The 12,370-nt window shown below is 74.5% G+C and carries 12 protein-coding genes; 8 read left to right on the top strand and 4 right to left on the bottom strand.

Annotated features, from left to right (window positions below; all coding sequences use genetic code 11):
• Window positions 1-4 precede the first annotated feature (4 nt).
• From HLA93_RS02690 to HLA93_RS02680, 3 genes are read right to left on the bottom strand one after another with little or no spacing between them, the layout of a single operon-like run.
• Window positions 5-1,186 (bottom strand): cation:proton antiporter, encoded by a 1,182-nt coding sequence (locus tag HLA93_RS02690; protein WP_222192711.1) that lies wholly within the window; start codon window positions 1,184-1,186, stop codon window positions 5-7.
• On the bottom strand, window positions 1,186-1,668 hold the full coding sequence (locus HLA93_RS02685; protein WP_222192710.1) for a cation:proton antiporter regulatory subunit: 483 nt from the start codon (window positions 1,666-1,668) through the stop codon (window positions 1,186-1,188). The genes HLA93_RS02690 and HLA93_RS02685 overlap by 1 nt, the downstream gene beginning before the upstream one ends.
• Before the next feature lie 56 nt (window positions 1,669-1,724).
• Window positions 1,725-2,975, bottom strand: a complete 1,251-nt coding sequence (locus HLA93_RS02680) for an MFS transporter (protein ID WP_222192709.1) — start codon at window positions 2,973-2,975, stop codon at window positions 1,725-1,727.
• 78 nt (window positions 2,976-3,053) lie between these two features.
• Between HLA93_RS02680 and HLA93_RS02675 the strand changes: the two genes are divergently transcribed.
• The 5 genes from HLA93_RS02675 to HLA93_RS02655 all read left to right on the top strand — a co-directional run bounded on the left by HLA93_RS02675 (window position 3,054) and on the right by HLA93_RS02655 (window position 7,007).
• On the top strand, window positions 3,054-3,395 hold the full coding sequence (locus HLA93_RS02675) for a YbaB/EbfC family nucleoid-associated protein (RefSeq protein WP_246625489.1): 342 nt from the start codon (window positions 3,054-3,056) through the stop codon (window positions 3,393-3,395).
• Window positions 3,396-3,437: 42 nt separating this feature from the next.
• A complete protein-coding gene (gene recR, locus HLA93_RS02670; RefSeq protein WP_222192708.1) occupies window positions 3,438-4,037 on the top strand; it encodes a recombination mediator RecR in 600 nt (199 codons plus the stop codon).
• 347 nt (window positions 4,038-4,384) lie between these two features.
• A complete protein-coding gene (locus tag HLA93_RS02665) occupies window positions 4,385-5,491 on the top strand; it encodes a methionine ABC transporter ATP-binding protein (protein WP_222192707.1) in 1,107 nt (368 codons plus the stop codon).
• A complete protein-coding gene (locus HLA93_RS02660; protein ID WP_222192706.1) occupies window positions 5,488-6,147 on the top strand; it encodes a methionine ABC transporter permease in 660 nt (219 codons plus the stop codon). The genes HLA93_RS02665 and HLA93_RS02660 overlap by 4 nt, the downstream gene beginning before the upstream one ends.
• A 38-nt stretch (window positions 6,148-6,185) precedes the next feature.
• Window positions 6,186-7,007, top strand: a complete 822-nt coding sequence (locus HLA93_RS02655) for a MetQ/NlpA family ABC transporter substrate-binding protein (RefSeq protein WP_222192705.1) — start codon at window positions 6,186-6,188, stop codon at window positions 7,005-7,007.
• Between the two features lie 14 nt (window positions 7,008-7,021).
• On the opposite strand, the gene HLA93_RS02650 is transcribed toward HLA93_RS02655, so the two are convergent.
• Window positions 7,022-7,375 (bottom strand): Rieske (2Fe-2S) protein, encoded by a 354-nt coding sequence (locus tag HLA93_RS02650; protein ID WP_222192704.1) that lies wholly within the window; start codon window positions 7,373-7,375, stop codon window positions 7,022-7,024.
• A gap of 173 nt (window positions 7,376-7,548) precedes the next feature.
• On the opposite strand from HLA93_RS02650, the gene HLA93_RS02645 reads away from it, so the two are divergent.
• The 3 genes from HLA93_RS02645 to HLA93_RS02635 all read left to right on the top strand — a co-directional run bounded on the left by HLA93_RS02645 (window position 7,549) and on the right by HLA93_RS02635 (window position 12,361).
• On the top strand, window positions 7,549-8,307 hold the full coding sequence (locus HLA93_RS02645) for a VOC family protein (protein WP_222192703.1): 759 nt from the start codon (window positions 7,549-7,551) through the stop codon (window positions 8,305-8,307).
• A gap of 115 nt (window positions 8,308-8,422) precedes the next feature.
• A complete protein-coding gene (locus HLA93_RS21365) occupies window positions 8,423-10,537 on the top strand; it encodes a TPM domain-containing protein (RefSeq protein WP_222192702.1) in 2,115 nt (704 codons plus the stop codon).
• A 183-nt stretch (window positions 10,538-10,720) separates the two neighbouring features.
• Window positions 10,721-12,361 carry an ABC transporter substrate-binding protein gene (locus tag HLA93_RS02635; RefSeq protein WP_222192701.1) on the top strand — a complete coding sequence of 547 codons (1,641 nt, stop codon included), beginning with the start codon at window positions 10,721-10,723 and terminating at the stop codon, window positions 12,359-12,361.
• Window positions 12,362-12,370: the final 9 nt, after the last annotated feature.

Below are 12,370 nucleotides of genomic sequence, written 5' to 3'. Positions count from 1 at the left end.
CCGGTCAGGCCGGCGCCCGCCGGGCCGGGCGGGCGGCGAGTCGGCGGACCCACGGGTCGGCCAGCCGGGGAGCGAGCGGCCCGATGACCGCCAGGATCAGCACGTAGGCCGCGACCGTCGGCCCGAACGCCGCCGGCACGCTGCCCAGCACCAGGCCGGCGATGATGATCGAGAACTCCCCCCGGGCGATCAGCGCTGCTCCGGCGCGCACCCGGCCGGGGGGTCCGACCCCGGCCCGCCGGCCGGCGACCCAGCCGGTGAGCAGCTTGGTGCCGACCCCCACGGCCGCCAGCGCCGCGGCGGGGAGCAGCGCACCGGAGAGCTCGGTCGGGTCGGTGGAGAGACCGAAGAAGACGAAGAACACCGCGGCGAACAGGTCCCGCAGCGGGGAGAGCAGGTCGCCGATCCGCTCGGCGACCTCGCCGGAGAGGGCGATGCCGAGCAGGAAGGCGCCGACGGCGGCCGAGACGTGCACCGCCTCGGCGGCCCCGGCGACCAGCAGCGCCAGCCCCAGCACGCGCAGCAGCAGGATCTCGTTCGACCGCGCCCCCACGAACCGGGTGACCGTGCTGCCGTGCCGGACGGCGACGACCAGCACCACCGCGAGGGTGGCCAGCGCCACCGCGACCGACAGCACCGCGTCCCCGGTGCTCGTGGCCGCGACCACGCCGGTGAGCACCGGGAGGTAGGCGGCCATCGCCAGGTCCTCGATGACCAGGACGCCGAGCACGGCGGGGGTCTCCCGGTTGCCGAGCCGGCCCAGGTCGGTGAGCAGCTTCGAGATGATCCCGGACGAGCTGATCGCGGTGACGCCGAACAGCGCCAGCGCCGCCGTCGGCCCCCAGCCCAGCAGCAGGGCCAGGGCGGCCCCGGGCAGGCCGTTGAGCAGCAGGTCGACCACCCCGACCGGAGCCTGCCGGCGCAGGTTGTCGACCAGGTCGCCGGCGGTGTACTCCAGCCCGAGCACCAGCAGCAGCAGGACGACGCCCACCTCGGCACCGGTGGCGAAGAAGCCCTCGGGCGCCTCCAGCGGCAGCAGCCCGCCGTTGCCGAACGCCAGCCCGGCCAGCAGGTACAGCGGGATGGGGGACAGCCCGACCCGGCCGGCGAGCGAGCCCAGCACCCCCAGGCCGAAGACGACGGCGCCGAGCTCCAGCAGCAGGACCGCGGTGTGCCCGGCGTCCATCAGCGGGAGTTCAGCAGGTCACCGACCGCCGCGACGCCGTCCGAGGTGCCGACCACGACCAGCCGGTCCTCGACCTGGAACCGGAAGTCCGGGGTGGGGGAGGCGATCATCTCCTCGCCGCGCACCACGGCGACCACCGAGGCCCCGGTGCGGGTGCGGATGGCGGCCTCACCGAGAGTGGCGCCGACCCAGGGTGAGCCGGGCTCGATCGGCAGGCCCTCGGTGGCCAGGCCCTCCACCTGCTCGCGCAGCCGGGACAGCCGCTCGGTGATCCGCGGCGCGCCCAGCAGCTCGGCGAGGACCTCGCTCTCCTCCGGCGTCAGCTCGATGGTGGCCGCGGCGGCGTCGGGGTCGGCCTCGTCGTAGAGGACGACGTGCCGGGCGCCGTTGCGCTGGGAGATCACCCCGACCCGGCGGCCCTGCGCGGTCACCAGGTCGTGCCGCAGGCCGATGCCGGGCAGCCGGGTCTCCTCGACGTCCATCGGTGTCCTCCAGTCGTGGTCCCTGCGCGGGCGGGCCCCATGATGCCGGGACGCCGTCAGCCGGCCGCGGCCCCCAGCCGCCGGAACCGGGCCAGGGCGGCGACCGAGAGCACCGGGCCGGCGGCGAGCAGCACCAGCGCCCACCGCCAGGTCACCGCCTCGGCCAGGTAGGGCAGCGCGCTGATCGTCACGGTGGTCAGCAGGAAGCCGGTCGCGGTCTGCACGGTGAGCGCCGTGCCGACCCAGCGCCGGTCGGAGACCTCGCTGAGCAGGGTGGAGAACATCGCCGAGTCGGCGATGACGCTGGCCCCCCACACGCAGACGAACACGGCGAGCAGCCCCGTCGGCCACGACCACGCCCACGGCGACAGCAGGCAGCAGACGCCGCTGGTGGCCACCGCGACCGTGGCGACCGGTGCCCGGCCCACGCGCCCGGCGGCCCAGCCGCCCAGCAGGCAGCCCGCGGCGCCGCAGACCCCGAAGGCGACCAGGGCCAGCAGGGCGATGCCGGCGGCGTCCAGGCCCGGGTCGTGCACGGCCCGGGAGGCGGTGAGCCAGGCCGACGCCCAGGCCCACAGCGCGTACAGCTCCCACATGTGGCCCAGGTAGGCCAGGTTCACCAGCCGCGGCCGGGCCGCCCGGAAGCCGTCGAGGGCCTGGGCCGCCCGCGGCCGCGCGCCGACGGACAGGTGCGGCCCGGTGCGCAGCGCGGCGAGGGCGAGCAGCCCGGCGACGGCGCCGCAGCCGGCGGCCGCGACCAGCACGGTGCGCCAGGAGTCGCCGAGCACCCCGACCAGCAGCTGCGGCAGCAGGGAGCCCAGCGTCAACGCGCCGACCAGCACCCCCAGGGCCAGGCCCCGGCCGCGGGCACCGAACCAGGAGGCCATCAGCTTCATGCCGATCGGGTAGACCAGCGCCAGCCCCGCGCCGGTGGCGAAGCGCAACAGGACGGCGACCCCCGGCCCGTCGGCGAGCACGGCGACCGCGAGGGTGCACCCGGCCGCGGCGCCGGCGCCGGTGGCGAACAGCCGCTCCGGCCGCACCCGGTCGGCCAGCCCGGTCGTGGCCGAGGCCAGCGCACCCACCACGAAGCCCAGCTGGACGGCGACGGTGAGGGCGACCGCGCCCCCGGTGCCCAGGTCCCAGTCGCGGCGCAGCACCGGGAGGACGGCGGAGGCGGAGAACCAGACGGCCAGCGCCAGCACCTGGGTCAGCGCGATCAGCGCCAGCTGTGGTCCGGGGGAGCGGAGCCCGTGGGCGGGTGCCCCCACCGCGGGGCCGGGCTGCGGCACGGCGGCATGCGGCATGGCGTCATCCTGCCCCGCGCGCCGGGCCGGGCCCGCTGGTGCGGCGAGCTGTCGGCACCAGCACCTACTCTCGGTGGCATGCCCGGACCCGGACGCCAGCCCGACATGCAGCAGCTGATGAAGCAGGCCCAGAAGATGCAGCAGCAACTGGCCGCTGCGCAGGAGGAGCTGGCCAACGCCGAGGTCACCGGCTCCGCCGGTGGCGAGCTGGTCACCGTCACGATGACCGGCAGCGGGGACGTCACCGCCGTCACCATCGCCCCGGCCGCCGTCGACCCCGACGACATCGAGACCCTGCAGGACCTCGTCCTGGCCGCCGTCCGGGACGCCCAGCGGGCCGTCAACGAGCTCGCCTCCACCACCATGGGCCCGCTGGCCGGCGGCCTCGGTGGCGGCGGCATGGGTCTGCCCGGCTTCTGACCCACCGGGGCGGCGCACCGCCGCCCCACCCGAAGGAGAACCGTGTACGAGGGCGCCGTCCAGGACCTCATCGACGAGCTCGGGCGGCTGCCCGGCGTCGGTCCCAAGAGCGCGCAGCGCATCGCCTTCCACCTGCTGGCCGCCGAGTCGGCCGACGTGGGGCGGCTGGTGGCCGCCCTGCAGCGGGTGCAGGCAGAGGTCCGCTTCTGCGTGACCTGTTACAACGTCGCCGAGGGCGAGCAGTGCCGGATCTGCCGTGACCCGCGGCGCTCGCTCGACGTCATCTGCGTCGTCGAGGAGCCCAAGGACGTCGTGGCGATCGAGCGCACCCGCGAGTTCAAGGGCCGCTACCACGTGCTCGGCGGCGCGATCAGCCCGATCGAGGGCATCGGCCCCGACGACCTGCGGGTCAAGGAGCTGATGACCCGGCTGATGGACGGCCAGGTCACCGAGCTGATCATCGCCACCGACCCGAACCTGGAGGGCGAGGCGACCGCCGCCTACCTGGCCCGGCTGGTCGGCCCGCTGGGGCTGGCGGTCTCCCGGCTGGCCAGCGGCCTGCCGGTGGGCGGTGACCTCGAGTACGCCGACGAGGTCACCCTGGGCCGGGCCTTCGAGGGTCGCCGCCGCATCGACGCCTGACGAAGGAGCCCCTTGCCCCCCACGCCTCGCAAGCTCGGGGTGGGCCCCTGCAGGGGGGCCGTTCCAGTACGTCATCGGCCCAGGCCGCTGGTTGAGCGTTCGATCACAACCGGCTGGCCGGAGGTGGCGGCTGCCGGGGCGGCGGGGCACTCTGGACGGGTGGTCGAGCCGGGTTCGTTGACGCGTCGTCGCGCCATCGACCTGATGCGCGTCGCCAGCACCCTCTGACGCGGCGTCGTCCCGCCCTTCCCGCCGAGGAGCTCCCGGGTACCGCGACGCCACGACCGTGGCACCGACGTCCGGGGAGCAGCGCCCGACCGCCCGCACCTGCCCGAGGACCCACGCCCATGATCGAGCTGTCCGACGTCCGCAAGGTCTTCCCCGCCCGCCGCGGCGCCGGCGAGGTGATCGCCCTCGACGGGGTCAGCATCTCCGTGGCCCGTGGTGAGTTCGCCGGCGTGGTCGGCCCGAGCGGCTCGGGCAAGAGCACCCTCGCCCGGCTGGTGAACCTGCTGGAGCGGCCCACCTCCGGCACGGTCACCGTCGACGGCCGGGTGCTCACCGACCTCGACGACACCGGCGTCCGCGAGGCCCGGCGCAGCATCGGGATGATCTTCCAGCACTTCAACCTCTTGGACTCGCGCACCGCGGCCGGCAACGTCGAGCACCCGCTGGAGCTGGCCGGCGTCGGCCGCACCGAGCGCCGCCGCCGGGTCGCCGACCTGCTGGACCTCGTCGGCCTGGCCGACCGGCACGCCGCCCGGCCCGGTCAGCTCTCCGGCGGGCAGAAGCAGCGGGTCGCGATCGCCCGCGCGCTGGCCGCCCGGCCGTCGGTGCTGCTCTGCGACGAGGCCACCTCGGCCCTCGACCCGGCCAGCACCGCCGGCGTCCTGGACCTGCTGCGCCAGGTGCGCGCCGAGCTGGGGCTGACCGTGCTGCTGATCACCCACGAGATGTCGGTGGTGCGGGCGGTGTGCGACAGCGCCGTGCTGATGAGCGCCGGCCGGGTGGTCGACGGCGGCCCGCTGACCGAGGTGCTCGCCCGGCCGGACTCCGCGCTGGCCGCCCAGCTGGTCCCCGCGCCGGCCGCCCCGGAGACCGCTGCCGGCGCGCTGGTGCAGGTCACGGTCACCGACGCCAGCCCGCAGGGCGTCGTCCTGCAGACCCTGGCCGGGGAGCTGGGGCTGTCCGTCGAGGTCGTCGGCGGCTCGGTGGAGACCGTCGCCGGCCGACGGTTCGGCCGGCTGCTGCTGCGGGTCGAGGGGGACGACGGCCGGCTGGACCCCGCGCTCGCCCGGCTGCGCAACGCCGGCGCCCTGGTCGAGCGCACCGTCGCCGGTGACCCCCGCCCGGAGGCCGCCGCCGAGGACGAGCCCCCCGCCGGGCAGGAGCCCCCCGCAGCAGAGGAGCCCATCGTGCAGCGCTTCGCCGACGCCCCGGACGTGCAGCGGTGAACGACTGGTCGCGGATCGCCCCGCAGCTGCTCGACGCCACCGGCGAGACCCTCTACATGGTCGGCGTCGCCACGGTGCTGACCGTGCTGCTCGGTGTGCCGCTGGGCGTCCTGCTGACCGTGACCGCACCCGGGGCCCTGGCCCCGCACCCGGTGCTGAACCGACTGCTGGGCCTGGTGGTCAACCTCGGCCGCTCGCTGCCCTTCATCATCCTGCTGGTGCTGGTCGCCCCGGTGACCCGCGGCATCGTCGGCACCACCATCGGGTCGACCGCGACGATCGTGCCGCTGACCATCGGCGCCGTCCCGTTCCTGGCCCGGCTGGTGGAGACCAGCCTGCGCGAGGTGGCGCATGGCAAGGTCGAGGCAACGCTGGCGATGGGCGCCCGCCGCCGGGACGTCGTCCGCACGGTGCTGCTGCCCGAGGCGCTGCCCTCGCTGGTCGCCGGCGTCACCGTCACGGTCGTGGCGCTGATCAGCTACTCGGCGATGGCCGGCGCGATCGGCGGCGGCGGGCTGGGCGACTTCGCCATCCGCTACGGCTACCAGCAGTTCCGCACCGACATCACCCTCGTCACCGTCGTCCTGCTGCTCGTGGTGGTGCAGCTCCTGCAGTGGGCCGGCGACCGCTGGGCCCGACGGCTCGCCACCCACTGACCGCCCGTTCCACCCTGTTCCGAGAGAGAGACCTGATCATGCGTGCGAAGAACCCCCTGGCGGCCGCTGCCGCCGTCGCGACCGCCCTGGTGCTGAGCGCCTGCGGTGGCGGCAGCGCCGAGCTGTCGGCCGAGGACGAGCCGTTGCGGGTGGGCGCCTCCCCGGTGCCGCACGCGGAGATCCTCCGGTTCGTCGACGAGGAGCTGGCCGCCGACGCCGGCCTGGACCTGGAGATCGTCGAGTTCACCGACTACGTCCAGCCCAACGTCGCCCTGGACGACGGCTCGATCGACGCCAACTACTTCCAGACCGTGCCCTACCTGGAGGAGCAGGAGGCCAACGCCGGCTACGACTTCACCGCCCTGGAGCCGGTGCACATCGAGCCGCTGGGCATCTACTCCGACTCGCTCACCGCCCTCGCCGACCTGCCGGACGGCGCCACGGTGGCGATCCCGAACGACCCGACCAACGCCGGGCGGGCGCTGCGGCTGCTGGCCGCCAACGACCTGGTCACCCTGGCCGACACCGGCGACGCGGCGCCGACGTCCCTCGACATCGAGGGCAACCCGAAGAACCTGCAGATCACCGAGGTCGAGGCCGCTCAGCTGCCCCGGTCGCTGGCCGACGTCGACGCCGCGGTGATCAACGGCAACTACGCGATCGACGCCGACCTGTCGCCGGCCGAGGACGCGCTCGCGCTGGAGGAGGCCGAGGGCAACCCGAACGCCAACCTGGTCGTGGTGCGCGCCGGCACCGAGGACGACGAGCGCATCGGCCAGCTGGAGGAGCTGCTGCACTCCGACGAGGTGCGGACCTTCATCGAGGAGACCTACGAGGGCGCGGTCATCCCCGCGTTCTGACGCACCGGCCGGGGTCAGGACTCGACGACGACGTCCTGGCCCCGCCGGACCGCCCGGCGCACCCGCAGCCGGGCGACCCGGCCGAACCAGCGCACCAGCGTCGTGTAGCCCGGGGTGGGTCCGTGCCAGCCGAGGAACCCGCGCGGTCCGGACACCATCTCCCCGGTGGAGGTGTCGTAGCGGGCCTGGTGCCACGGGCAGACCAGGCAGCCGTCGGCGTCGACGGTGCCCTCGGCCAGGTCGGCGAGCTGGTGGCGGCAGCGCCGGGAGACGGCGGACAGCCGGTCGCCGGTGTTGACCACCGCCCATGGTCCGGCGGGGCGGACGGCGCCCGGGGGCAGGTCGGCGGCAGGAACGCGGTGTGGCACGGGGTCTCCTGGTCTCGGTGGGTGCGTGGGTACCTACCCAGGGCAGCGACACGGAAGACTTGAACCGGGAGGTCGGTGCGCCGGGGGCAGCAGGCCCGGAAACCGTCGGACCCCAGCGGGACGGTCGTCGCCTCGGCCGTCCGACCGAGTGCAGTCCTTCCCGAGGAGGAGACATGCCCACTCGCGACACCGCCTGGCCCCCCGGCACGCCGTGCTGGGTCGATCTGGCCACCCCCGACGTCTACGCCGCCCGCGACTTCTACGCGGCGTTCCTCGACTGGGGGTACCTCGACCCCGGTCCCGACGCCGGGGGCTACCTGATGTGCTTGAAGGACGGGCGCGAGGCCGCCGGCCTCGGCCCGCAGCAGGACCCGGCCGACCCGCCGCGGTGGACGACGTACTTCGCCACCGACGACGCCGACGCGACGGCCGCCCGGGTGACGGCGGCCGGTGGCACAGTGCTCGCCCCGCCGATGGACGTCGGCCCGGCCGGCCGGATGGCGATCGCCGCCGATCCGCAGGGCAACTCGTTCGGGCTCTGGCAGGCCGGCACCACCACCGGGGTCCAGGTGTTCAACGAGCCCGGGTCGCTGGTCTGGAACGAGGCCGCCGTCGACGACCCGGCCGCGGCCCGGGAGTTCTACACGGCCGTGTTCGGGTTCGCCTGGGAGGAGGTCCCGGGCGAGGACGCCTACTGGACCTTCGCCACCGGTGACCGCCCGCTCGGCGGGCTCAGCGGCGCGATCGAGGGCCTGCCCCGGGGGTGGGGGACCTGCTTCGCGGTCGCCTCCACCGACGAGGCGGTGCAGGTGGTCGGGGCCGGCGGCGGGAAGGTGCTGATGCCCGCCGAGGACACTCCGTTCGGCCGGTTCGCCGTGGTCACCGACCCGTGGGGTGCGGCGTTCTCGGTGATGGAGGTCCCGGCGGGCTGAGCTCGCCGCGGCGGGGCCGTCGGTGCCCACCTGCCGTCGTCGGCGCTCGGGTCGGCCTTGTGGACGGCCGGGCGCCGGCGGCGCAGCGCACAGCCGGATCGGCGACGATGGGGGCATGCGTCACCTCCTGCGTTCCGCCGCCGTCGGCACCCTCGGCCTGGGGGTCGTGCTGCTCGGCGCCGGGCCGGCTCTCGCCGTCGACCCGTTCGTCCCGTCCGAGCAGCTGACCGACCAGGCCGACGTCCTCGACAGCAGCGAGGAGGGCGAGGTCGAGTCGGCGTTGCAGGAGCTGCAGGCCCAGGAGGGCACCCAGCTCTACGTCGTCTACCTCGACTCCTTCGACGGGGTCGACCCGGGCGTCTGGGTGGACCAGGCATTCGACGCGGGGTTGCCCGACAACGCCGTGCTGCTGGCCGTTGCCCCGCCCACGGCCACCACGGACGGGCAGGTCGGCTACCAGTCGGGGCCGGCGACCGGCATCGCGGACGAGGCGGAGCTGGAGCAGCTGGTCGACGCCGACGTCCGGCCGGAGCTCCGGCAGGGTGACTGGGCGGGTGCGGCCACGGCCATGGCCCAGGCGCTGCAGGACGACGGCGCCGGGACCGGGACGTCCGCCGGGACGGCCTCCGGCGGGGACGGCGGCGGTGGGGGAGCGCTGGCGGTACTGCTCGGGATCGCCGTCGTCGGCGGTGGTGGCTACGCCCTGATGAGCCGCCGGACCCGCAAGAAGCGTGCCGCAGCGCAGGCGCAGGCCGCCCGGGAGCGCGCCGAGGCGGAGGCCGCCGCGCGCGACCCGCACCACGGCACCTCCACCGAGCAGCTCATGTACCGGGCCAGCGAGCAGCTGCTGGCCCTCGACGAGGCGGTCAAGACCTCCGAGCTCGACCTGGCCTACGCCCGGTCGCAGTACGGGGAGCAGCCGGTGGCCGGCTTCCAGGAGGCGCTGGACCAGTCCAAGGCCGAGCTGTCCCGGGCGTTCACCATCCGCCAGGAGCTGGACGACGAGTTCCCCGAGGACGAGCCGACCCAGCGCCAGATGCTCACCGAGCTGCTCCAGCTGACCGGGGCCGCCGACGCCCGGCTGGCCGACCAGGCCGAGGCCTACGGGCGGCTGCGGCACCTGCAGGAGTCCGCGCCCGAGGCGCTGGCCGCCCTCGACCCGGCGATCGAGGCGGTCCGTCGCCAGGTGCCGGCGGCGGAGCGGTCGCTGCAGGACCTCGAGCAGCGCTACGCCCGCACCGCCTGGTCCGCGGTCGCCGACAACGTCACCGAGGCACGCTCCCGGATCGAGCTGGCCGAGCAGGCCGTCGCGCACGGCCGGACCGAGCTGGCCGAGGGCAGGCCGGCGGGCGCGGTGCCGGCGATCCGCGCGGCCGAGGACGCGCTGGCGCAGAGCCGCACGCTGCTGGAGGCGGTGGGCCGGGTCGCCGGCGACCTCGCCGCTGCGCAGAGCCGGTTCGACGAGGTGCGGGCAGAGACCGAGAAGGACATCGCCGAGGCCCAGGCGCTGCTGAGCCGCGGCGTCGACACCCCGGGGCTGCGGGAGCAGCTGGCCCGCGCGGAGAGCGCCCTCGCCGGGTCGGCCGCGCGGCTGCAGCCCCGGGACGGCGCGCTGCCCGACCCGCTGGCCGTCGTCCGCCAGCTCGACGAGGCGGACCTCGCGCTGGAGGCCGCGCTGGAGCCGGCCCGCGACGTGCGTCAGCAGCAGGAGCGGGCGGCGGCGCACCTGCAGCAGGCCTACCGCGCCGCGGACACCTCGGTGGCGGTGGCCGGTGACTACATCGCCACCCGCCGGGGCGCGGTGGGCAGCTCCGCCCGCACCCGGCTGGCCGAGGCCGAGCGGCTGCTGGACGACGCCGCCCGGCTCGGCACGTCCGACCCGATCGCCGCACTGCGCTCGGCCCAGCGGGCCGACGGCCTGGCGCAGCAGGCGCTCGCGGCGGCCCAGCAGGACGTGCAGACATACCAGGCGGGCGGCTACGGCGGTGGCTACGGCCCCGGGTACCGGCGCGGCTACGGCGGTGGCGGCTTCGCCGGTGGCCTGGCCGGTGGGGTCGCCGGTGGGCTGCTGGGCAGCGTGCTGCTGGGCGGGCTCGGCGGTGGCTACGGGGGTGGCTACGGCGGCGGAGGCGGCGACTTCGGCGGTGGTGGCGGCTTCGGTGGCGGTGGGGACTTCGGCGGCGGCGGGGGCTTCGGCGGTGGGGACTTCGGCGGTGGCGGGGACTTCTGACCGGCGGTCCGGATGCAGTCGCCGCGACCACCGCCCAGGGGTCACAACACGATCACAGCCTCGTCCCGGGTTCTCGCCCAGTGAGATCGATGTGTTAGTCATGCAGTTCCAATGGCCACAGGCGGCCGCGGTGGTGCGCCTCTCTGCGCCCGCGGCCCGCCTCCCATGAGAACGAGGTAACGGATGAACTCCCTGTCCAGGAGCGGCCGGCGCACGCTGGTCGCGACGGCGGGCATCGCGACGACGGCCCTGGTGCTGTCGGCGTGCGGCGGCGGCGACGGTGACGGCGAGGGTGGTGGCTCTTCCGGTGGGGCGCTGACCATCGGCACGACCGACAAGATCACCACGATCGACCCGGCCGGTTCGTACGACAACGGCTCCTTCGCCGTGATGAACCAGGTCTACCCGTTCCTCATGAACACCCCGATGGGCAGCCCGGACGTCGAGCCGGACATCGCCGAGTCGGCCGAGTTCACCTCGCCCACCGAGTACACGGTGACGCTGAAGGACGGCCTGACCTTCGCCAACGGCAACGAGCTGACCAGCTCCGACGTCAAGTTCACCTTCGACCGCATGGTGGCGATCAACGACGAGAACGGCCCGGCGTCGCTGCTGTACAACCTCGAGAGCGTCGACGCCCCGGACGACACCACCGTGGTGTTCAACCTGAAGTCGGAGAACGACCAGGTCTTCCCGCAGATCCTGTCCAGCCCGGCCGGTCCGATCGTCGACGAGGACGTCTTCGCCGCCGACGCGCTGACCCCGGACCAGGAGATCGTCGACGGCAACGCCTTCGCCGGCCCCTACGCGATCACCAACTACGACCAGAACAACCTGGTCTCCTACGCGGCCTTCGACGGCTACCAGGGCCTGCTGGGCGCCCCGGAGACCGACGAGATCAACGTCGCCTACTACACCGACGCCTCGAACCTGAAGCTGGACGTGCAGGAGGGCAACATCGACGTCGCGTGGCGGAGCCTGTCCGCGACCGACATCGAGGACCTCCGCGGCAACGACCAGGTCCAGGTCCTCGACGGCCCCGGCGGCGAGATCCGCTACATCACCTTCAACTTCAACACCCAGCCCTACGGGGCGACCACTGCCGAGGCCGACCCGGCCAAGGCCCTCGCCGTCCGTCAGGCTGCCGCCGACCTGATCGACCGCGAGGAGCTGGCCGACCAGGTCTACAAGGGCACCTACACCCCGCTGTACTCCCACGTGCCCGAGGGCCTGACCGGCGCGATCGAGCCGCTCCTGGAGCAGTACGGCGACGGTTCCGGTGGCGCCGACGCCGACAAGGCCGCGCAGCGGCTGCAGGCGGCCGGCGTGCAGACGCCGGTCGAGCTGAACCTGCAGTACTCCAACGACCACTACGGCCCGTCCTCGGGTGACGAGTACGCGCTGATCAAGAACCAGCTGGAGGAGTCCGGCCTGTTCACGGTCAACCTGCAGACCACCGAGTGGGTGCAGTACTCCAAGGACCGCGTCGCCGACGTCTACCCGGCCTACCAGTTGGGCTGGTTCCCGGACTACTCGGACGCGGACAACTACCTCACGCCGTTCTTCCTGACGGAGAACTTCCTGGCCAACCACTACTCGGACCAGGAGGTGAACGACCTGATCCTGCAGCAGGCCACCACCGCCGACCCGGCCGAGCGGCAGGCGCTGATCGAGGAGATCCAGATCAAGGTGGCCGAGGACCTGTCCACGCTCCCGTACCTGCAGGGCGCGCAGGTCGCCGTCACCGGCACCGACGTCTCCGGCGCACAGGACACCCTCGACGCGTCGTTCAAGTTCCGCTACGGCGCCCTCTCCAAGGGCTGACCCCGGCCG

Source organism: Modestobacter italicus (assembly GCF_019799965.1).
Lineage (GTDB): Bacteria > Actinomycetota > Actinomycetes > Mycobacteriales > Geodermatophilaceae > Modestobacter > Modestobacter italicus_A.
Note: the sequence above shows the minus strand (reverse complement) of the source record. Positions and strands in the feature narration are given on the sequence as shown.